Here is a 22,968-nt window from a genome sequence, read left to right on the forward strand (position 1 = left end):
TTTCTATGATTTGGTTTGTGTTACTTTGTTGACAGATAAGTGTTGACTTTTGCGGCGGTCTGCTTGCCACTGGCCATGGCGCGGACAACGAGGCTGGCGCCATTGGCGGCATCGCCGCATACGAAGACGTTCTCCGCATATTGCGGATGGTCGGGCTTCAGGAATCCCATGGCCAGTAGCACGAGCTCGGCCTTGATGATCTCGGGCTTACCTTTCTCGACCATGATGGGACGACCGCCGTCGGGGTTGGGCTTCCAGTCGATCTCCTGGACGCGTACTCCCGTGAGTTTACCGTCTTTCCCGAGGAACTCCAGAGAGTTGATGTTCCAGCGACGTACACAGCCCTCCTCGTGACTGGAGGTGGTCTTCAACGTACGGGGGAAGCCGGGCCAGGGATTCTTCGGATCGACGGGTCCTTCGACGGGCTTCGGCATGATCTCGATCTGAGTAACGCTCTTACAACCTTGGCGGTGTGCCGTTCCGATACAGTCGCTGCCGGTATCACCGCCACCGATGACGAGGACATCCTTGCCCTTGGCCGTGATACGCTCCTCCTTGGAGAACTCCATGCCGGCGAGCACCCTGTTCTGTTGGGCGAGCAACTCAAGGGCAAAGTGTACGCCCTTCAGGTCGCGACCGGGGATATTCAGGTCACGGGCTGTCGGTGTGCCTGTGGCGATGACGACAGCATCGTAACCGGCAAGACCGTTGACAAGCGACTCGCTGGTCATCTCCTCGCCGTAACGGAACTCGATGCCCTCCTCCTCAAGCAGTCGCAGACGACGATCGATGACCGCCTTGTTGAGCTTGAAGTTCGGGATGCCGTAGCGGAGAAGACCGCCGGCGGCTTCAGCTTTTTCAAAGACCGTGACCTGATAACCCATGTGGTTCAGATCGTTGGCGGCAGCAAGACCGGCAGGCCCTGCTCCTACCACGGCCACCTTCTTGCCATTGCGAAGGGGATGATGAACACTGACGTAGCCCTCACGGAAAGCCGTCTCGGTGATGGCACACTCGTCTTCACGGTTGGTGGTCGGCTCATGCTCAATCAGGTTCAGCACGCATGCCTTCTCGCAGAGGGCAGGACAGATACGTCCGGTGAACTCTGGGAACGGGTTTGTGGCGTTGAGCAGACGGTAGGCCAATTCCCAGTCGCCTTTATATAGGGCGTCGTTCCATTCAGGCGGTTTGTTGCCTAACGGACAAGCCCAGTGGCAGAAGGGAACGCCGCAGTCCATGCAGCGTGATGCCTGTGCTCTGCGCTCTTTGGTGTTGAGCGTCTGTTCGACCTCACTGAAATCGTGGATCCTATCTTGGATAGGACGGTAGCCGGCTTCCTGCCGGTGTATCTCTAAAAATGCTTTTGGATTTCCCATTGTCTCTTTCTGTTTGAAGTTTAATAGTCGCGCTGCATGTCTGCAATCTTCTGTTTCAGTTTGTTCATCTGCTCTTCGTGGAGCACACGCTTATATTCGATGGGGACTACTTGGATGAAGTCCTCGACATAGCGGTTCCAGTCATCGAGCATCGTACGGGCCAGCTTGGAGCCTGTATAGAGGTAGTGCTGACGGATGAGCTCGTGCAGTTCCTTACGGTACTGACTCTCCTCGACGAGGTTGATCTCTACCATATCCATATTACAGAAGTAGTCGAAGTTGTGGTTCTTGTCCCAGACATAGGCGACACCACCCGACATACCTGCGGCGAAGTTACGTCCGGTCTCACCGAGGACGACCACCCGGCCGCCTGTCATGTACTCACAGCAGTGGTCGCCTGCACCTTCGAGCACGGCGATAGCACCGGAGTTACGCACACCGAAACGCTCACCGACTTTTCCGTTGATATAGAGTTCACCGGAGGTGGCTCCATAAAGACCTGTGTTACCTGCGATGATATTATCTTCTGCATTGAAGTTGGAACGTACCGGCGGAAGGATAGCGATGCGACCGCCACTGAGACCTTTTGCGAAGTAGTCGTTGGTCTCGCCCTCCAGCTTGAAGCTGACACCATGAGACAGGAAGGCACCGAAAGACTGACCTGCGGAGCCCTTGAACTTCACGTTGACGGTATTGTCGGGCAGACCGGCAAGACCGTACTTCAGAGCGATGGACCCTGAGAGCATGGCACCGACGGCGCGGTCGGTATTCTTGATGGCATAGTCGAGGTTCACCTCGTCCTGCTGGTCGATGGCTCGTTGGGCGGCTTGGATGATCTGCTGGTCGAGGGTTGTTCCTTGCATGCCCAGAGGTACCGACGGCTTGTGCACATCGCCGGTGAAGTGGCGCGTGCCTTCTGTCTGATTCAACAGTCGGCTGAAGTCGAGTACAGAGGACTCGGTCTCGATCAGTTCCGTATGACCGACAATGTCGGTCAGTCTCTTGTATCCCATCTCGGCGAGGTACTCGCGCACCTCCTGAGCGAGGAACGTGAAGTAGTTCACGAGATGCTCATATCTGCCGAGGAAATGCTTACGTAACTCAGGGTTCTGAGTGGCGACACCCATCGGACAGGTGTTGAGGTTACATTTGCGCATCATGACACAGCCCAGAACGATCAAGGCCGCAGTTCCGAAGCCGAACTCCTCGGCACCGAGGAGTGCCATCAGGATAATGTCGCGACCGGTCTTGATCTGTCCGTCAACCTGCAGACGCACACCGCCACGCAGTCCGTTCCGAACCAGTGTCTGCTGGGTCTCACTGAGACCGATCTCCGGTGAGATTCCCGCAAAGCGCATGCTGCTGGCAGGACTTGCGCCTGTTCCACCTTCGGCACCCGAGATGACGATGAGGTCGGCTTTCGCCTTGGCGACACCTGCGGCAATCGTGCCTACGCCACTCTCAGCCACCAGCTTCACGCTGACGGTGGCCTTCGGGTTGACATTCTTCAGGTCGAAGATCAGTTGGGCCAGATCCTCGATGGAATAGATATCGTGGTGAGGTGGGGGCGAGATGAGTGAGATGCCTGGGATGCTATGACGCGTCTTGGCAATGACCTCGTTCACCTTGAAGCCAGGCAGCTGTCCGCCTTCACCGGGCTTGGCACCCTGTGCCACCTTGATCTGGATCTCCTCGGCATTTACCAGATATTCAACGGTCACACCAAAACGACCGCTGGCCACCTGCTTGGTCTTACTGCTGAGGCTGATGCCGTCGACCTCGGTATGGAAGCGCTCGGAATCCTCGCCGCCCTCACCCGTATTACTACGGGCGCCCAGCTTGTTCATGGCCAGACAGATGGCCTCGTGAGCCTCTTTTGAGAGGGCGCCAAACGACATGGCACCTGCTACAAAGTGCTTGACAATCTCTTCGACGGGCTCCACCTCGTCGATGGAAATGCTCTTCTTGTTTCCGCTCTTGAACTTGAGGAAGTCGCGAATGAAGATAGGATCCTCTTTCTGGTCGACGAGCTTGGAGTATTCCTTGAATTTCTCGTAAGAAGCGGTACGGCAGGCCAATTGTAATGTAGCGATCGTCTCCGGGTTCCAGGCATGTCGGATACCATCCTTACGCCAATGGAACTGTCCGAGGTTAGGCAGGAACTTCTCGCTGCTACTGTCGGCGGAGATCGCCTTGTCGTGCATGGCGATGGCGTCCTGTGCGATCTTCTCCAGACCAATGCCACCGATGGTGCTGACTTCTGTGCCAAAGTAGGTCTTGAGTAGATTCTCGCTCAGTCCGATGCTTTCGAAGATCTTTGCACCACGATAGCTACGGATGGTAGAGATGCCCATCTTGGCCATGATCTTGAAGAGTCCCTTCTTGACGGCCTTGATATAGTTCTTCTCAGCAGTCTCGTAATCCTCCTGTATCTTATGACGCTTGACAAGATCGTCGAGGATGGCGAAGGTCATGTAAGGACAGAGTGCTGATGCACCGTAGCCCAACAGTAGGGCGGCGTGCATGGTCTCACGGATTTCACCCGACTCCACGATCAATGCCGTCTGAACGCGTTTGCCGACGGAGATCAGGTAATGGTGCACGGCCGAGACGGCGAGCAGAGAGGGAATGCAGCCTCCTCCGATCTCTCCAAAGGTGGGGAGTGCCTTGCGTATCTCTTCCTCACGGTCGGTCAGGATGATATAGTTGTAACCATCGTCGACGGCCTTTTCCGCATCCTTGCATAACTGATCCAGGGCGGCCCGCAGACTCTCCCCACCTTTAGAAGGGTCGGGGGAGGTGAAGGCGATTGGCAGTTTGATGGTGTTGAATCCTTTGTAACGGATGTTACAGAGGATGTCCAGTTGCGTGTTGTTCAGGATGGGGTGCGGCAGACGTACCATCTTACAGTTGGTCTCGTCGGGGTTCAGGATGCCCGTGCCGACACGTCCGATATATTCTGTCAGCGACATCACCAGTTCCTCACGGATAGAGTCGATGGCGGGGTTCGTGACCTGCGCGAACTGTTGACGGAAGTAGTTGAAGAAGACCTGAGGTTTGTCGGAAAGAACAGCAAGCGGGGTGTCGTTACCCATCGAGGCTGTCGGCTCCTGACCGTTGACGGCCATCGGTGCGATCGTTCCGTCGATGTCTTCCTCGCCATATCCGAACATCTGCTCTTTTTGCAGCAGATGGTCTACGGCATTCTCGACATGACGACCGCTCTTTAGCTTCTCCAGCTGAATACGGTTCGTCGACAGCCACTGGCGGTACGGATGTTCGTTGGCCAGCTGCTGCTTGATTTCTCCGTCGTAGTAGATTTTTCCTTCCTGGGTGTCGATAAGCAGGATCTTTCCTGGTTGTAGTCGTCCCTTCTCTGCAATCTCTGTCGGGTCGAAGTCCATGACACCGACCTCTGAGGCCACGACCATCGTGTCGTTTTTCGTGATGGTGTATCTTGCCGGTCGCAGACCATTACGGTCGAGCATACCTCCAGCAAAGCGGCCGTCGCTGAAAAGCAGGGCGGCAGGACCGTCCCATGGCTCCATAAGTATGGAGTGGTATTCGTAGAATGCTTTCAGGTCTTCACTGATCGGGTTCTTGTCGTTGAACGATTCTGGTACGAGGACACTCATGGCATGAGGCAGTGAGAGACCGCTCATGACGAAGAACTCCAATGCATTATCCAGGCTTGCCGAGTCGGACATGCCCGGTTGTATGATGGGCGAGATCTGTCTGATATCGCCAAGCGTCTCACTGCTCAGGACACTCTCGCGTGCCTGCATCCATCCTCTGTTACCGCGGATGGTGTTGATCTCTCCATTGTGTGCCAGAAGACGGAAGGGCTGGGCCAGCGACCATGTGGGGAATGTGTTGGTGCTGAAGCGTGAGTGTACCAGAGCCAGTCCGCTCGTGAAGTACGGGTTCGTCAGGTCAGGGAAATACTGACGTACCTGTATGGACGACAGCATACCCTTATAGACAATATTGGAGTTGCTCAGTGAGCAGATGTAGAAGTCTTTGTTTGATACACGGCATTCGATCTTCTTACGGATCATGAATAAGGTGCGTGCGAAGGTGTCGACCTTATCGTCGTTCACCCCAGTGATGAAGATCTGCTTGATGACAGGTTCTGTGGAGCGCGCAGCCTCACCGAGACAGTCGGGATTTGTCGGTACATTGCGCAGGTGCATCAGCTGTAGTCCCTCGCGCTCGATCTCCTCGATCATCACACTGAGGATGTCACGCTGTTCTTTCTCGTCCTTTGGCAGGAAGACCAGGCCTGTGCCGTATTTGCCTTTTTCAGGTACGGGGATTCCCTGAAGCAGGATAAACTCATGCGGAATCTGCAACATGATACCTGCTCCGTCACCGTCTTTTCCGATCTCCGCTCCACGGTGCCTCATGTTTTCAAGCACACGTAGCGCATTGTCTACCAGTTCGTGACTCTTACTTCCGTGGATGTTCACAATCATTCCAACGCCACAGGCATCATGTTCGTATTCTGCCTGATAGAGCCCTTTCCGGGTTTCTGTTTGCTCTTTCTTTTCCATTTGGTTTATGATCATCTCTTTTTGGGTTGTTTGAAGTATTTGTTATCTGTTATTCGGGAAGGTTGATCTCACCGTCGAAGACGAATGCGGCTGGTCCTGTCATGTAGACGTGTCCGTCGCTCTCACGCCATTCGATATCGAGCGTTCCTCCGTCCATGACGATACGACTCTTCCGACCCGCTCTTCCGGTAAGACATGCTGCTACGGCGGTGGCGCAGGCACCAGTGCCGCAGGCCATGGTGATGCCGCTACCCCGTTCCCATACCCTTGTGCGGATGCTTCCGTCGGACAAGATCTGTGCGAACTCAATGTTACAACGCTGCGGGAAGTACGGGTGGAGCTCAAGGAAAGCACCATAATGAGCGACATCGGTCTGATTGATGTCGTTAACGAAGATGACGAAGTGGGGGTTGCCCATCGAGACAAATGTTCCGATGAACTCGGTGTCGATGGCCCCCACGACACCGTCGCGCATCTCACCACCACCGACAGCCAGCTGCTTGCTGTTGCGAAGCACCGGCTTAAGCATGTCGACGGTAACGCTCTTAACCTCTCTCTCTTCGTTTATATCTAATGAGAGCGTTTTGATGCCTGATGGGGTGAGAAGTTTAATCTCTGACTGTGATGTCATCTCTCTCTCATACAGGTATTTCCCAATACAACGGGCGGCATTTCCACACATCATAGCCTCGGAACCATCAGCATTGAAGATTCTCATGGAGAAATCGGCCTCGGGTACCGGTGACTTGCCAATCAGCACTAGTCCGTCGCTGCCGATACCTTGGTGGCGGTTGCTCCAGGCCATGGCTGCGGCAGTGGGGTCAGGGATACTATATAATAAGGTATTGACATAGATATAGTCGTTCCCGGCTCCGTGCATCTTGGTGAAGTGTATCTTTTCTGTCATTTTGCTTTCTTTTTCGACGAAAATCTTTCTTTTTGTCTTATTGACGATGCAAAGGTAATTCTATTTGAAAGAGAAAAAGAGGAATAGCTGACGATTTTATCTACATTTTGCGCTCAACTTATAGATTGTAAGATAAAGGGCGTGGTTTTCTTTCGAATTGAAAGCAAATGATATGTGGATTATGCAAAAGGATAGCTTTTGTGTATTATTGATATCAAAATGTATCACAAATGGTTTATTTTGCTTTCAAAATGTCGTAACTTTGCACTCGAAAGCTTTCGATGTGTAACAAATAATAGGTAACAAGGTATGAAAAGGATTGAAGCAATCATCCGTAAGACAAAGTTTGAGGATGTGAAAGAAGCGTTGTTACAGTCGGACATCGACTGGTTTGAGTATCATAACGTGCATGGTATCGGACAGAGCCGTGAGGAAAGGATATACCGTGGCGTCCAGTACTCAACGGATGTGATAGAGCGTGTGGCACTGACGATTGTCTGCCGCGACCAGTTCGTAGAGCCTACGGTGAATGTCATCCTGAAAGTTGCCCACACGGGTGAGGTCGGCGATGGTCGGATCTTTGTGAGCGACATGATCGACACCTGGAGCATTCGTACGGGTGAGCATGGTGATATCGTATTAAGGGATAAGAAATAAAAACCCTAGCCTCCTTCGAAAGGAAGGCGTAACAACACAAACACAAAAAACACAAACCCCACGTCTCCGTTCGGGTTCCCCCTCCAAGTGGAGGGGGTTAAGGGGAGGCTTATGAGATATGAATGAAATAGGATTATCACTCGATACTGTATGGATGTTGTTGGCTGCCATGTTGGTTTTCTGGATGCAGCCGGGATTCGCACTGTGCGAGGCAGGTTTTACCCGTAGTAAGAACACAGCAAACATCTTGATGAAGAACTTTGTGGACTTTATGTTCGGCTCGTTGCTGTTTTTCTTCCTCGGTTTTGGCTTTATGTTTGGCAGCGAAGGCGCAGGTTTTATCGGTATGCCCAACTGGGGCGACCTCTCATTCTATAAAAGTGATCTGCCGGTAGAGGGCTTCCTGATTTTCGAGACGGTGTTCTGTGCTACCAGTGCCACGATCGTGAGCGGTGCTATGGCCGAGCGCACAAAATTCTCGATGTATCTGATCTATAGTGCCGTCATTTCACTGTTCATATATCCGATTGAGGGTCACTGGACGTGGGGTGGAGGCTGGCTCTGCAACGATGCTGCCGACAGCTTTATGATGAGCACTTTTGGTGATGTGTTCCACGATTTCGCAGGTTCTGCCATTGTGCATAGCGTGGGTGGTGTGCTGGCTTTGATCGGTGCTTTGGCTCTCGGTCCCCGTATCGGTAAGTATGCGAAGGACGGCAAGAGTCGTGCTATTCCTGGTCATAACCTGACGATGGCTGCACTTGGTGTATTCATCCTCTGGCTGGGATGGTTTGGATTCAACCCAGGCAGTCAGTTGGCAGCCTCTGGCGAGGTGAACCGTGTGGCTATCTCGCATGTGTTCCTTACCACAAACCTTGCTGCAGCCATGGGTGGCGTAGCTACGATGTTTGTCACGATGCTGAAGTATGGTAAACCTTCGCTATCATTGACGCTGAATGGTGTTCTGGCTGGTCTTGTTGGAATTACGGCAGGTTGTGATATGGTCAGTCCGATGGGAGCTGTTGTGATCGGTCTTGTCTGTGGTGTGGTACTGGTCTATGCCATCGAATTCATTGACCATAAACTCCATATCGACGATCCTGTGGGTGCTTCTTCCGTTCATGGTGTCTGTGGTATTCTCGGAACCCTGATGACTGGTCTGCTTTCAACGACCAATGGTGCTTTCTATGGTCACGGCTGGGGATTCTTCGGAGCAGAGTGCTTCGGTGTCTTGGTCATCGATCTCTGGGCTGCTGCATGTGGCGTGGCTTTGTTCTATGGAATCAAGAAGATACATGGTCTGCGTGTCGGTACTCGTGTCGAGGAAGAAGGACTGGATATCTATGAACATGGAGAAGCTTGTTATAACTAAATGAGTATAGGATATTAAAGAATGAAACATATGAAAAAGATTATATTATTTGTTTTGGGTTTGGTCGCTGGAACGACCGTTTATGCACAGGAGGTAGAAACAACAGTAGCTGCGGATGTGGTGAGTCAGTATATATGGCGTGGCCAAGACTTGGGTAACGTTTCGTTGCAGCCAACGCTTGGTGTCGAATATAAAGGTTTATCACTTTCGGCTTGGGGGAGTGTAGGCCTCTCTCAGCCAGCCGACACCAAGGAGTTTGACCTGACATTCGGCTATACTACTGGAGGGTTGACGATCGGTGTTACAGACTACTGGTTCGATGCCGGACTTGACCCTGAAGGACGCTATTTCAAGTACGATGCCCATGGAACGAACCATGTGTTTGAGGCAACGGTCGGTTATGACTTCGGAGTGCTCTCCTTACAATGGTATACGAACTTTGCTGGCAACGACGGCGTGAACAAGGAAGGCAAGCGTGCCTATAGTAGTTACGTGGAGGCTAATGTCCCATTCAAGCTTGCTGCTGTTGACTGGACTGCTACGGCCGGTGTCGTTCCTTCTGCCACGACGCTTTACGGAACAACAGGTTTCGCTGTCACCAACCTCGCACTGAAGGCAACGAAAGATATCAAGGTGACAGACTCGTTCTCAATCCCAGTCTTCGGACAAATTGCTGCCAACCCTTGTTCTCAGAAAGCATATCTAGTATTCGGCTTCACGCTGCAGCCGTAATCTTATATTCCCCTCCCTTCCGTCACTGATGATGGAAGGGAGGGCTTTAATGCAAACTTTTAATACACCAAAAAATGAAGATTAAGAAACGTTGGAAGATCCTGATGACGGCGATGACGCTGATTGCCGTGGTGGGTCTGGCGGTGGGAGAGCCGTCGTTTGAGTGTGACTGGTCCGTAATCTCGGCTGCAGATGTGGCTTGGCTGATTACGGCTACAATCTTTGTACTGATGATGACGCCAGGTCTGTCGTTCTTCTACGGTGGTATGGTGGGGGCGAAGAATGTTATCTCGACGATGCTCCAATCGTTTATCGCCATGGGACTGATCTCGGTGCTATGGGTGGTCGTTGGCTTCTCGTTGTGTTTTGGCGATGACATTGCAGGAGTAATCGGCAACCCGCTCACATTCCTGATGTTCAATGGTGTGGGTGGAGCCGTCTATACGACTCCGGCCGGTCATGTGCTGGGTGGAGCTACAATACCACTGGCACTCTTCGCCTTGTTTCAGATGAAGTTCGCCATTATCACGCCATCGCTGATTACTGGCTCGTTCGCTGAGCGTGTGAGGTTCTCGGCCTATATGTTCTTTATGATGTTCTTTTTCTTTGTCATCTACTGTCCGCTGGCACATATGACATGGCATCCTGAGGGATTGTTTATGAAATGGGGTGTCGTCGATTTCGCAGGTGGTATCGTGGTGCATGCCTCCAGTGGTGTGGCTGCACTGGCCGGTGCGATTTTCTTAGGAAGACGTAAGGCAGAGACACGTAAGAGTGAGCCGGCGAACATTCCTTTCGTGTTGTTAGGTGCTGCGATGTTGTGGCTTGGATGGTTCGGCTTCAACGCCGGTTCGTCACTACATGCCGATGGACAGGCTATCAAAGCGTTCCTGAATACAAACACCGCCTCGGCTACGGCTATGATGACGTGGATATTCTTCGACTGCCTGCGTGGTCGAAAACCGTCTGCCATGGGTGCTGCCGTAGGTTGCGTGGTTGGATTGGTGGCCATTACACCGTCTGCAGGCTATGTCACAGTGGGGCAGAGTATCTTTATCGCCTTTGTTATCACGCTCATCTGTAACGTTGCTGTCTACTGGCGCTCACACACCAGTATTGACGATGCACTCGACGTATTCCCGACACACGGTACAGGTGGTATTTTCGGTACCGTACTGACAGGTATCTTCATACAAGAAGGTCTCATCGCTGGCACGTGGGAGGGTTTTGTGGTATTCTTGCTCCATCTGTTGGCAATCGTCATAGTGTTCGTCTATACCTTCGCCATGAGTTGGTTGGGTTATAAGCTTATCGATCATCTCATCCCCATGCGTGTTTCGGCCTATAGTGAGAAAGTCGGTCTCGACTTCTCGCAGCATGACGAACACTATGGTCTTGCTCATATCGGTGAACGCGAGTTGGCGGAGTACGAGGAGCATATCAGAGAGAAACAGAAAGGTTGAAGAATGAATCAGTAAACTTACGTATTGTAACAGACTGGATGTGATTTGCAACTAAATGACGACGAATAGATGGTTGTGGTTATGAAAGAGATTACGAATTGTAAGTTCGGTCAATTTTTAACAATTAAAATATCGGCTGCGCGGATGGTTTTCGATAGAATTATCATATCTTTGCAGTCCATAAATACATTTGATTTATGGAAACAAAATACATCTTTATTACTGGAGGCGTGGCCTCGTCGTTAGGTAAAGGAATTATCTCGGCATCGTTAGGAAAACTGTTGCAGGCACGTGGCTATAAAATCACGATTCAGAAGTTCGATCCGTATATCAACATCGATCCTGGGACACTGAACCCCTACGAGCATGGTGAGTGCTATGTGACGGCCGACGGTATGGAGACCGATCTGGACTTAGGACACTATGAACGTTTTACGGGTATTGAGACCAGCCGCGATAACAGTGTGACAACAGGTCGTATCTATCTGAGTGTCATCGAACGTGAACGGCGTGGTGACTATTTGGGAAAGACGATTCAGGTGGTGCCGCATATCACCGACGAGATCAAGCGTCGCATCCTTCTGAATGCCACGAAGCAGGACTTGGATTTCGTCATTACAGAGATTGGTGGAACTATCGGCGATATCGAGAGTCAGCCGTTTTTGGAGGCCATCCGACAGTTGCGATGGGAACTCGGTCGTAATGCCATCAATGTGCATCTCACCTATGTGCCTTATCTGGCTGCTGCCGGTGAGCTGAAGACCAAGCCCACGCAGACGAGTGTGAAGCAGTTGCAAGGCTTGGGTATCCAGCCCGAAGTGTTGGTGCTGAGAACGGAACACCATCTGAGCGATGAGTTACGTGCCAAGGTCGCTCATTTCTGTAATGTCGATGTTGAAGCTGTTATCCAGAGTCAGGATCTGCCAAGCATCTACGAGGTGCCGGTGAACATGCAGCATCAGGGACTGGATTCCATCTGTCTGAAGAAAATGGGGGTAGAGGTAGGACCGACACCCGGTCTTGGTCCTTGGCGCAACTTCCTTGAGCGTCGTAAGAAAGCCACTAAGGTGGTTCGTGTCGGACTCGTAGGTAAGTATGACTTACAAGATGCCTATAAGAGTATTCTGGAGAGTCTCGCCCATGCAGGAACCTATAATGACTATAAAGTGAAGACCACCTTCATCAATAGCGAGCATATCACATCAGAGAATGTGGAGAAGCAGTTGGAAGGGATGAATGGTATTGTGATCTGTCCGGGGTTTGGCACGCGGGGCATCGAAGGAAAGATTATTGCTGCCGAATATACCCGTACACATGATATCCCGACGTTCGGCATTTGTCTTGGTATGCAGATGATGGTCATTGAGTTCGCGCGAAATGTGCTTGGTTACAAGGATGCCAATAGTGCAGAGATGAATCCTGACACACCGCACAATGTGATTGACATGATGGAAGAGCAGAAGAGTATCACCCAGAAGGGGGGTACGATGCGTCTTGGTGCCTATGAGTGTGAACTTGTCGAAGGTAGTCGCACATGGGATGCTTATGGTGAGGAGACACTCATCAAGGAGCGTCATCGCCATCGTTATGAGTTCAACAATCGGTATCAGACCGAGTATGAGGCGCATGGCATGAAGTGCGTGGGCATCAACCCGGCAGCTAACCTTGTGGAGATCGTGGAGATACCTGAGAAGAAATGGTATATCGGCACGCAGTTCCATCCGGAATACTCATCGACAGTACTGAATCCGCATCCTCTGTTTATGGACTTTATAAAAGCTTGTATCCATGGAGCAACTGAAGCATGAGTGTGGTGTGGCGATGATTCGCCTGCTGAAGCCGCAGAGTTACTACGAACGAAAATACGGTACGTGGGCATACGGTTTTAACAAACTCTATCTGATGATGGAGAAGCAGCATAACCGTGGTCAGGAGGGTGCGGGAATTGCTTCTGTGAGTCTGACCAAGGAACCGGGTACGGAATATATGTTCCGTGAGAAGGCCGAGGGTAAGGACGCTATTACAGAGATTTTCAGTCGTGTGACTCAAGAGATGGCAGGTGAGTTGTTGATGGGTCATCTGCGTTACTCGACCACGGGTAAGAGTGGGTTGACGTTTGTGCATCCCTTCCTGCGCCGTAACAATTGGCGCGCCAAGAACCTTTGCCTGTGTGGAAACTTCAACATGACTAATATTGAGGAGGTCTTTCAGTTCCTGACCCAGCAAGGACAGTCGCCGCGTATCTACGGTGACTCATATATCACACTTGAACTGATGGGACACCGTCTGGACCGTGAAGTGGAACGGTTATATACCATCGCCAAAGAACAGGGATTGACAGGTACGGACATCACAGACTATATCGATAATCACGTTGAGATGGCTAATGTGCTGAGGACAACGATGCAGCATTTCGACGGTGGTTATGTGATGTGCGGATTGACAGGTTCTGGTGAGATGTTCGCTGTGAGGGATCCCTGGGGGATTCGTCCTGCGTTCTATTATCGTGATGACGAGATTATAGCCCTTGCCAGTGAGCGTCCTGTGCTCCAGACGACGTTTGATCTGTCGTCGGAAGATATCTGTGAGCTTCAGCCTGGTGAGGCACTCATCGTGCATAAAAACGGTGAGAGCCGGCTGGAACTGATTATGCCTGCTCAACAGTTGAGCGCCTGTTCGTTTGAGCGTATCTATTTCAGTCGAGGATCTGATTGCGATATTTATCAAGAACGCAAACGTTTGGGTGAGCAACTTACACCTGCTATTCTCAGGGCCATTGACAATGATGTGGATCATACTGTATTCTCCTATATCCCTAATACTGCCGAGGTGGCCTTCTATGGTATGACAGACGGCTTCCGTAAACTTCATGGGGACGTGAGGACGGAAAAGGTGGTGTGGAAAGACATCAAGTTGCGTACCTTCATTGCCGATAACTCCGAGCGTAATGATCTTGCAGCACATGTCTATGATGTCAGTTATGGTTCGCTGAAAGCACACGAGGATAATCTGGTGATAATCGACGACTCGATTGTGCGCGGTACTACGTTGAAAGAGAGTATCTTCAAGATTCTTGACCGTCTGCATCCAAAGAAGATTGTGATGGTATCGAGTTCGCCTCAGATCCGTTATCCCGACTATTATGGTATTGACATGTCGCGTCTTGAGGAACTCTGTGCCTTCCGTGCCGCCATCGCACTGATCAAGGAGCGTGGCATGCAACAGTTGATAGCCGATACCTATCATGCATGTAAGACCGATCCTTTATCTGCAAACTACGTACGGGATATTTATGCACCGTTTAGTGTCGATGAGATTAACCATAAGATTGTGGAGATGCTCCGACCAGAGGGAATGCAGTCGCCCGTCGAGTTGGTGTATCAGAGTATCGAAGGACTGCATGAGGCTTGTCCTCATCATCCAGGAGACTGGTATTTCACCGGCTGTTATCCTACCCCCGGTGGTATCCGGATGGTGAACAGGGCTTTTGTGAGTTATGTAGAAGATGTGTTGAAGATGCAATTGTAAATCCGTAAATCGTAATATCATTATGTGTGGAATTGTTGGAATATTCAATGTAAAGGAGCAAACATCCGAACTGAGGCAGAGAGCACTGCGTATGAGTCAGAAAATCCGTCACCGTGGTCCAGACTGGTCTGGTATCTATTGTGGTGGAAGTGCTATCTTGGCTCACGAACGTCTGAGTATTGTCGATCCGGAGTCGGGTGGTCAACCGCTCTTCTCACCGGACAGGCAACAGGTACTTGCCGTCAATGGTGAGATATATAATCATCAGCAGATCCGAGAGAGATATGCAGGAAAGTATGATTTTATGACGGGCAGCGACTGTGAGGTTATCCTCGCGCTTTATCGCGACAAGGGTATTGATTTCCTTGAGGATCTCAGTGGTATTTTCGCTTTTGCGCTTTATGATGAGCAAAAGAATGAGTTCCTGATTGCCCGTGACCCCATAGGAGTGATTCCCCTTTATATTGGATATGACAACGACGGGAAGGTGTACGTGGCCAGTGAGCTAAAAGCACTTGAAGGTCAGTGTGATCATTACGAGCCGTTCCTTCCGGGACATTATTATTGGAGCAAGGAACCAGGCATGAAACGGTATTATCAGCGTGACTGGATGAAATATGATGCTGTTAAAGATAATCCTGCCAGTGTTGAGGCTGTCCGTGATGCCTTGAAAGACGCCGTGCGTCGTCAGTTGATGTCCGATGTGCCTTATGGCGTGTTACTTTCTGGTGGCCTTGACTCTTCAGTCATTTCTGCAATTGCGGAGAGATTCTCGGAGAAACGTATTGAGAACAACGGTCAGACACGTGCTTACTGGCCACGTCTGCACTCTTTCGCTGTTGGTTTGAAGGGAGCACCGGACTTGGCCAAGGCAAAGATGGTGGCCGATCATATCGGTACTGTTCATCATGAGATCAACTATACCATTCAGGAAGGGCTTGACGCCATTCGCGACGTGATCTACTTCATTGAAACTTATGATGTAACAACGGTTCGTGCCTCAACACCGATGTATCTGTTGGCGCGTGTCATCAAGTCGATGGGTATTAAGATGGTGCTTTCAGGTGAGGGTGCTGACGAGATCTTCGGTGGATACCTTTATTTCCACAAAGCCCCTGATGCACAAGCTTTCCATGAGGAGACTGTCCGTAAGCTCTCCAAACTGTATCTCTATGACTGCCTGCGTGCAAACAAAAGTTTGTCGGCATGGGGCGTGGAGGGTCGCGTGCCGTTCCTCGACAAAGAGTTCCTCGATGTGGCTATGCGGACCAATCCCGAGGCAAAAATGTGTCCTGGAAAGACCATGGAGAAACGTATCGTCCGAGAGGCCTTTGCCGATATGCTGCCAGCCGAGGTGGCTTGGCGACAGAAGGAACAATTCAGTGACGGCGTGGGTTATTCGTGGATTGACACACTGAAGAAGATAACCTCTGAGGCCGTCAGTGATGAACAGATGGCACATGCCGCTGAACGTTTCCCTATCAATCCCCCAAAGAATAAGGAAGAGTATTATTATCGGAGTATCTTTGCCGAACATTTCCCCAGTGAGTCGGCAGCACGAAGCGTTCCCAGTGAGGCGAGTGTGGCTTGCAGCACAAGCATCGCATTGGAGTGGGATGCCGCATTCAAGGGGATGAATGACCCAAGCGGGCGTGCCGTCAAGGGGGTTCATGAACAAGCCTATTAATATCTGAGAAGGCTGGATGTCATTTCGATATCCAGCCTTCTTTGTTTATGTTGTGTTTGTGTTGTTATTTCAACCAGTTTTGAATGCGTTGTAAAGCCTCGTCGGTCTGTTCATGACTGCCGAAGGCTGTGAAGCGCACATAGCCCTCACCGCTGGGGCCGAAGCCGACACCTGGCGTGCACACGACATGGGCGCCATAAAGCATCTCTTCGAAGAATTTCCATGAGAGACTACGGGTAGACGAACGTAGTCCGTGGGTGCTAGAGGCTTCTGGGGTCTTCGCCCATATATAAGGGGCGTTCTCTCCGCCATAGCACTCAAATCCAAGAGAGCGGAGGGCTTGGAGCATTTTGCTCGCATTCTGCATGTAATAGTCGATCGTGGAACGTATCTGTTCTTTTCCTTCTGGCGTATAGATGGCTTCTGCAGCACGCTGACTGATATAGCTTGTTCCGTTGAACTTCGTACATTGCCGACGGTTCCAGAGCGGGTTCAGAGGGATACGTTCGCCACTGAGAGTCGCAGCAGTCAACTCCTTCGGAACTACGGTATATCCGCATCGTACACCGGTAAAACCTGCGGTCTTGGAGTAGCTGTGAAACTCGATGGCAACCTTTCGCGCACCTTTTATCTCGTAAATAGAATGGGGAATCGTGTCGTCTTGTATATAAGCCTGGTAGGCGGCATCATAGAATATGAGTGTGTCATTCTTCAATGCATAGTTCACCCATTTGCGTAATTCTTCCTTGGAGATGACGGTTCCCGTAGGATTATTCGGGTAGCAGAGGTAGATGACGTCTACACGCTTGTCGGGAATCTGTGGCACAAAGCCGTTCTCTGCCGTACAGGGCATGTAGATGACATTCGACCATTTCCCATTCTCGTCTTGTGTGCCTGCCCGTCCGATCATCACATTGGAATCGATGTAAACGGGGTAAATTGGATCTGTGACGCCGATGGAGTTATCCCACCGGATGAGTTCCTGAATGTTACCAGTATCACTCTTGGCACCGTCGTTGATAAAAATCTCGTTGATATCAAGATGGATGCCACGCGGCAGGAAGTCGTTTTTTAGAATGGCCTCGCGAAGGAAATCGTAACCTTGTTCTGGTCCATATCCGCGGAAACTGCTTTGTACTGCCATCTCGTCGGCGGCCTTATGGATGGCGTCGATGACGGCTGGAGCAAGTGGCTGTGTCACATCACCAATGCCAAGACTGATGACATCGGCTTTAGGGTGCATTGCTTTGAAGGCATTAACCTTTTTGGCGATGTCAGCGAACAGATAGTTGTTCGGCAGTTTTAGAAAATGTTCGTTTACTAGTGCCATAACGTTTTTGTTACCTTTCGGACTTAATCTCTTTCTTCTTGTTCTTTTCTGTTGCAAAGATACAGCGTTTTGGTATAATTAGCAAAGATTGGCTAACTTTTTTCATGTACATTCGACGGCAAAGTAACAAATCGAAACCAAAAGACTAAAAATAATAACAGATTGAAAGAGTGCTATTCCGTTTTGATGCTTGTTCATTTTTAGGAGGGGATATGGGTATCCTTTGGATGGATAATAGTTGGGGCGTTTTCCTTTTTTCCCTGATATAATTTGGCTATCTGCGTCATTTTGCTTACTTTTGCACCAAATATCTCATTTGTTATGCAGACAAACAGTCATTTATCGCGACTTATCCATGATCAGGCCAAGAAATATGGCGAACGGGAAGCCTTGATTTACAAGGATTTTGGTAGCACGGAGTGGAAGTCGTATTCGTGGAACCAGTTTTCTGAGACAGTCAGAAAGGTCTCGAATGCCCTGTTGAATATGGGTGTTAAGGTGCAGGAGAATATCGGTATATTCTCACAAAATACAGTACAGTATCTGTTCTGTGATTTCGGCGCATGGGGAGTTCGTGCGGTGACGATACCTTTCTATGCCACGAGTAGTGAGCAGCAGATACAGTTTATGGTTAATGATGCGAATATCCGTTTCCTCTTTGTCGGAGAACAAGAACAATATGACAAGGCTCGTCGAGTATTCCCGACCTGTCGAACCATGGAACGCATCATTGTCTTTGATAAAAAGGTGCGTATCTCTGACCAAGATGCTAATACGATGTATTTCGATGATTTCCTGAAGATGGGTGAGAATTTTCCCCGTCAGACAGAAGTTGATGCCATTCAGGCATCGGCATCGATGGATGATATTGCCAATATCCTCTATACGAGTGGTACGACGGGTGATTCCAAGGGCGTTATTCTGACCTGTGGTCAGTATGATGCTGCCATGATTGCTAATGATAAGTGCGTGCCAGTAGGAGAGAACGATCGTGTGTTGAACTTCTTGCCGTTTACCCATATCTTTGAGAAAGGGTGGAAGATCCTGTGTCTCACAGAAGGTGCACGACTGATTGTTAATACCTATCCGCAAGAGGTACAACAGTCTATGAAGGAAACTCATCCTACCTGTATGTCGAGCGTCCCCCGATTCTGGGAGAAGGTCTATATGGGTGTGCAGGAGCAGATTGAGAAGGCCAATCCCGCCAAGCGGAAACTGTTCCGTCATGCCGAGAAAGTCGGTAAGAAACATAATATTGATTATGTTTCAAAAGGCAAGCGTCCGCCGTTGGCACTCCATTTGGAGTATGAGATGCTTAACAAGACGGTATTCTCATTGGTCCGTAAAGAATTAGGACTTGAAAACGCCCATTTCTTCCCCACAGCAGGTGCAACGGTAAACCCGAAGGTGGAGGAGTTCGTTCATGCCATCGGTCTGAATATGGTCGTTGGGTATGGACTGACAGAGAGTCTTGCGACAGTGAGTTGTAACCATCTTGGTGAACCGTATACGGTTGGTGGCGTCGGCATTCCCATAGAGGGCATAGATATCAAGATCAGTGACGAAGGTGAGATCTTGTTGAAGGGACCGACTATCACCCGTGGTTATTATAATCGTGACGACCTGACAAAGGCAGCCTTCACAGAAGACGGCTATTTCCGTACGGGTGACTCCGGTTATCTGAAGGGGGGTGAGTTGTTCCTGAAAGAACGTATCAAGGATTTGTTCAAGACGTCGAATGGTAAGTATATTGCGCCACAGATGATTGAGTCGAAACTTTTGGTAGATAAGTATATTGACCAGATTGCCATTATTGCCGATCAACGGAAGTTTGTCTCTGCGCTCATTATTCCCGTCTATTCGTTGCTGGAGGAATATGCTCGTGCGCATAAGATCCCGTTTGAGAATAGGGAACAACTTTGTACTAGTCCCCAGATTTGTGAAATGATGAAAGAACGTATTGACACGCTTCAGCAGCAATTGGCGCATTATGAACAGATCAAGCGCTTCACCTTGTTGCCCCATCATTTCTCTGTGGAAAAAGGAGAGTTGACCAACACGTTGAAGATTAAGCGTCGCGTGCTGAACGAGAACTATAAGAAAGAGATCGATGCGATGTACGCAGAGTAGTTTATTGTATAGAGTTTATAGATGATTACGCAAGACCAGTTGAAAGATGTTCTAGAGAGGGCGGAGGCGTTGCACCGTTATCTGGAAATTGACAAGAAAAAGATAGAATACGAGGAGGAGGATCTCCGTACTCAGGCACCCGATTTCTGGGAAGATCGGAAGCGTGCCGAGGAACAGATGAAGAAAGTCAAGGGCATTAAGAAATGGCTTGATGGCTACCAGGAGGTACGTACGATGGCTGATGAACTTCAGCTTGCCTTTGATTTTTATAAGGACGAGATGGTGACGGAGGAGGAGGTCGATGAGACCTATCGTAAGGCTGTTCGGGCTATTGAAGATTTGGAACTGAAAAATATGCTGCGCCAGAAGGAAGATCCCATGGAGGCTGTATTGAAGATTAACTCCGGTGCCGGTGGCACTGAGGCACAGGACTGGGCCTCGATGCTGATGCGTATGTATATGCGTTGGGCAGAGGCGCACGGTTATAAGGTGACCATATCTAACCTTCTTGACGGTGATGAGGCCGGCATCAAGAGTGTGACGATGCAGATAGAAGGAGGCGATTATGCTTATGGATATCTGAAATCGGAGAATGGCGTACATCGACTGGTGCGTGTATCTCCGTTTAATGCCCAAGGCAAACGCATGACCAGTTTTGCTTCGGTGTTCGTGTCGCCTCTTGTCGATGACACGATTGAGGTGTATGTCGATCCGGCCAAATTGTCGTGGGATACCTTCCGTAGCTCAGGTGCCGGTGGTCAGAACGTGAACAAAGTGGAGTCGGGCGTCCGTCTGCGCTATTGGTATACGGATCCTGATACAGGAGAGGAAGAGGAAATCCTCATTGAGAATACGGAAACCCGTGACCAACCGAAAAATAAGGAACGTGCGATGACGTTGCTCAAATCACAGCTCTACGACCGTGCCATGAAGAAGCGTCTGGAAGCTCAGGCCAAAATCGAGGCTGGTAAGAAAAAGATAGAATGGGGTAGTCAGATTAGAAGTTATGTGTTTGATGATCGTCGTGTGAAAGATCATCGCACGAATTATCAGACCACCGATGTTGATGGCGTGATGGATGGTAAGATCGACGACTTTATTAAGGCGTATCTGATGGAGTTCCCCGTTAATGATGAAGAAAACTGAAAACCAAATAATTAAAAACGTAGAATTATGAGTCAAATTGCAAAAGCATCAAAGGCTACCCATAAGAAGGCAGCTTATCAGAAGAAACAGGAAAAAGGTGGAAAGAAGGTGATGGAATGGATCTTTGGCGTATTGGTCCTTCTTGCAATCGTACTTATCTTCTTTTACATCTCCTCCATGTAACATGGATCCTTGGGGAGTTGAATGGAATACAGACATCTCCTTGGGTTCTTGTGTATCACGCCAGGCATTTTTTAATGTCTGGCGTGATAACGTAAGAGGACCAGGCCAATCAGTGCAGCCGTGGAGACGCCTATCGCGTTTGCTGCTAGATCCAACCAGTCGCCAGCTCTTCTCCCACCTGTACAATACTCTTGTAACAGTTCGATGAGCCCACTCATTAGGATGGGCATCAGCCATGCCCAGACAAACAACTTTCCGTAATTGGGACGGGTGTGTCTGCGAAGGTACTCTATCCAAATGACCAGACAGGTGATGCCATACATCACCATGTGAACCCATTTGTCGATAAATGCCACATCGTCAAGTCTTGTGGGGGGCGGTGTGAAGAATGACAGATACCAGATGGCTGCAAAAAGCAGGCAGGAAAAGGGATAATTTCTGATAAAATACAACGGGAAGCGCATATTTACTTTCAATTTGAGTGCAAAAGTAAGAATTATTTTATACTTTTGCAAACGAAAAGAAAAAAACATATGGCTAAACTGGAGAGAGCAAGTTTTGGAAGTAGGCTTGGCGTCGTTCTGGCTACGGCAGGTTCCGCAGTCGGACTGGGTAATATATGGCGTTTCCCGTATATGACAGGACAGAATGGCGGTGCAGTGTTCATCATGATCTACATCTTCTGTGTGCTGTTGTTGGGTATCCCCTGTATGATCAGTGAGTTTATCATCGGCCGTTATGGACAGGCGAACACGGCTCGTTCCTTCCGAAAACTGTCGGGTGGTAGCATGTGGTCACTCATCGGTTATATGGGTGTACTGACTGGTTTTCTGATTTCAGGCTATTATGCAGTTGTCTCCGGTTGGTGTCTTGAGTATATTTGGGCATCCTTATTAGGGAAGCTTCAGGGAGACACAGAATATATCAGTAACTATTTCGTGACTTTCTCTCAAGATCCAGTAAAACCGTTGTTTTGGACATTCCTGATATTGTTTGCCACTTATATGATTATTGAGAACGGTGTGCGTGATGGTATCGAGCGTGCCTCGAAGTTGATGATGCCCACACTGTTTATCTTGTTGTTGGTAATTGTGGGCGCGTCATGTATGTTGCCCAACGCAGACAAAGGTATTGAGTTCCTGTTTAAACCGGACATGTCAAAGTTGACAGGGGATGTCTTCCTGGCGGCTCTTGGGCAGTCATTCTATTCGCTTAGTATTGCGATGGGGTGTATCTGTACCTATGCCAGTTATTTCTCCAGACAAACGAATCTGACTAAATCAGCCGTACAGATTGGCGTAATCGATTTCCTGGTGGCTTTGTTGGCAGGATTAATTATCTTCCCTGCAGCCTTTTCGGTAGGTGTAAAGCCAGACAGCGGTCCTTCCCTGATCTTCATCACCTTACCAAATGTGTTCCAACAAGCATTCGGTGGTATTCCGTCTTTAGGCTATGGTGTTTCGGTGTTGTTCTATATCCTGTTATCCATGGCCGCGCTGACGTCGCTGATGTCGCTGCATGAGGTGAGTACAGCTTTCCTTCAGGAAGAGATGGGAACTACCCGTAAACGTGCAGCCCTGATGGTGACGGTGGGCTGTATTGTGATGGGTGGTGTCTGTTCTTTGTCGTTGGGGGCCTGGAATGGACTTCGGATGTTTGGTATGACGGTCTTTGACATGTTTGATTTTGTTACAGGTCAGCTTTTCCTCCCGATGGTGGGATTTCTCACCTGCATCTTTATCGGTTGGTTTGCTCCTCATAAGATCGTACGTGATGAGTTTACCAACCAAGGAACCCTCCGTAATGTGACGATGTTCCATTTTTATTTATTCCTAGTGAAATATGTTTGTCCGCTCTGTATCTTGTTTATATTCCTGCATCAGTTAGGTTTATTATAGTGCATT

General features: G+C 49.7%; 16 protein-coding genes. 11 read left to right on the top strand and 5 right to left on the bottom strand.

Going from position 1 to position 22,968, the window contains the following annotated elements:
- Positions 1 to 20: 20 nt before the first annotated feature.
- Genes BMY63_RS11745 through dapF form a run of 3 tightly spaced genes read right to left on the bottom strand, consistent with a single transcriptional unit; the run spans position 21 to position 6,836 of the window.
- Positions 21 to 1,376, bottom strand: coding sequence for a glutamate synthase subunit beta (locus BMY63_RS11745; RefSeq protein WP_091901868.1), 1,356 nt, complete (start codon positions 1,374 to 1,376; stop codon positions 21 to 23).
- A gap of 20 nt (positions 1,377 to 1,396) precedes the next feature.
- Complete coding sequence (gltB, locus tag BMY63_RS11750) at positions 1,397 to 5,929, bottom strand: glutamate synthase large subunit (RefSeq protein WP_091917017.1); 4,533 nt, start codon at positions 5,927 to 5,929, stop codon at positions 1,397 to 1,399.
- Between the two features lie 49 nt (positions 5,930 to 5,978).
- On the bottom strand, positions 5,979 to 6,836 hold the full coding sequence (gene dapF, locus BMY63_RS11755; protein WP_091901872.1) for a diaminopimelate epimerase: 858 nt from the start codon (positions 6,834 to 6,836) through the stop codon (positions 5,979 to 5,981).
- Between the two features lie 309 nt (positions 6,837 to 7,145).
- Between dapF and BMY63_RS11760 the strand changes: the two genes are divergently transcribed.
- The 7 genes from BMY63_RS11760 (at position 7,146) to asnB (ending at position 16,275) form a co-directional block, all read left to right on the top strand.
- Positions 7,146 to 7,493: a P-II family nitrogen regulator gene (locus BMY63_RS11760; RefSeq protein WP_091917019.1), complete on the top strand. Its 348-nt coding sequence runs from the start codon at positions 7,146 to 7,148 to the stop codon at positions 7,491 to 7,493.
- Between the two features lie 118 nt (positions 7,494 to 7,611).
- Positions 7,612 to 8,865, top strand: coding sequence for an ammonium transporter (locus BMY63_RS11765; protein ID WP_091901877.1), 1,254 nt, complete (start codon positions 7,612 to 7,614; stop codon positions 8,863 to 8,865).
- A 30-nt stretch (positions 8,866 to 8,895) separates the two neighbouring features.
- Positions 8,896 to 9,597: a TorF family putative porin gene (locus BMY63_RS11770; RefSeq protein WP_369807722.1), complete on the top strand. Its 702-nt coding sequence runs from the start codon at positions 8,896 to 8,898 to the stop codon at positions 9,595 to 9,597.
- Between the two features lie 74 nt (positions 9,598 to 9,671).
- Positions 9,672 to 11,060: an ammonium transporter gene (locus BMY63_RS11775; RefSeq protein ID WP_091917021.1), complete on the top strand. Its 1,389-nt coding sequence runs from the start codon at positions 9,672 to 9,674 to the stop codon at positions 11,058 to 11,060.
- 197 nt (positions 11,061 to 11,257) lie between these two features.
- The gene (locus BMY63_RS11780) at positions 11,258 to 12,868 is read left to right on the top strand and encodes a CTP synthase (RefSeq protein WP_091917023.1); all 1,611 of its coding nucleotides are present in this window, start codon (positions 11,258 to 11,260) and stop codon (positions 12,866 to 12,868) included.
- Positions 12,849 to 14,588 carry an amidophosphoribosyltransferase gene (locus BMY63_RS11785; RefSeq protein ID WP_091917093.1) on the top strand — a complete coding sequence of 580 codons (1,740 nt, stop codon included), beginning with the start codon at positions 12,849 to 12,851 and terminating at the stop codon, positions 14,586 to 14,588. The genes BMY63_RS11780 and BMY63_RS11785 overlap by 20 nt, the downstream gene beginning before the upstream one ends.
- Positions 14,589 to 14,610: 22 nt before the next feature.
- Positions 14,611 to 16,275, top strand: coding sequence for an asparagine synthase B (gene asnB / locus BMY63_RS11790; RefSeq protein ID WP_091917025.1), 1,665 nt, complete (start codon positions 14,611 to 14,613; stop codon positions 16,273 to 16,275).
- 64 nt (positions 16,276 to 16,339) lie between these two features.
- On the opposite strand, the gene BMY63_RS11795 is transcribed toward asnB, so the two are convergent.
- A complete protein-coding gene (locus BMY63_RS11795) occupies positions 16,340 to 17,605 on the bottom strand; it encodes an LL-diaminopimelate aminotransferase (protein WP_091901889.1) in 1,266 nt (421 codons plus the stop codon).
- 321 nt (positions 17,606 to 17,926) lie between these two features.
- Between BMY63_RS11795 and BMY63_RS11800 the strand changes: the two genes are divergently transcribed.
- Genes BMY63_RS11800 through BMY63_RS12390 form a run of 3 tightly spaced genes read left to right on the top strand, consistent with a single transcriptional unit; the run spans position 17,927 to position 21,064 of the window.
- Positions 17,927 to 19,735: an AMP-dependent synthetase/ligase gene (locus BMY63_RS11800; RefSeq protein WP_091917027.1), complete on the top strand. Its 1,809-nt coding sequence runs from the start codon at positions 17,927 to 17,929 to the stop codon at positions 19,733 to 19,735.
- 21 nt (positions 19,736 to 19,756) lie between these two features.
- On the top strand, positions 19,757 to 20,881 hold the full coding sequence (prfB, locus tag BMY63_RS11805; RefSeq protein WP_091901893.1) for a peptide chain release factor 2: 1,125 nt from the start codon (positions 19,757 to 19,759) through the stop codon (positions 20,879 to 20,881).
- Positions 20,882 to 20,908: 27 nt separating this feature from the next.
- The gene (locus tag BMY63_RS12390) at positions 20,909 to 21,064 is read left to right on the top strand and encodes a hypothetical protein (RefSeq protein WP_176771125.1); all 156 of its coding nucleotides are present in this window, start codon (positions 20,909 to 20,911) and stop codon (positions 21,062 to 21,064) included.
- A gap of 71 nt (positions 21,065 to 21,135) precedes the next feature.
- On the opposite strand, the gene BMY63_RS11810 is transcribed toward BMY63_RS12390, so the two are convergent.
- Entirely contained in the window at positions 21,136 to 21,540 is a 405-nt protein-coding gene (locus BMY63_RS11810) for a VanZ family protein (protein WP_371113591.1), read from the bottom strand.
- A gap of 57 nt (positions 21,541 to 21,597) precedes the next feature.
- On the opposite strand from BMY63_RS11810, the gene BMY63_RS11815 reads away from it, so the two are divergent.
- Entirely contained in the window at positions 21,598 to 22,962 is a 1,365-nt protein-coding gene (locus tag BMY63_RS11815) for a sodium-dependent transporter (RefSeq protein WP_091901895.1), read from the top strand.
- The last annotated feature ends 6 nt before the right edge of the window (positions 22,963 to 22,968 follow it).

Source organism: Prevotella aff. ruminicola Tc2-24, assembly GCF_900110895.1.
GTDB lineage: Bacteria > Bacteroidota > Bacteroidia > Bacteroidales > Bacteroidaceae > Prevotella.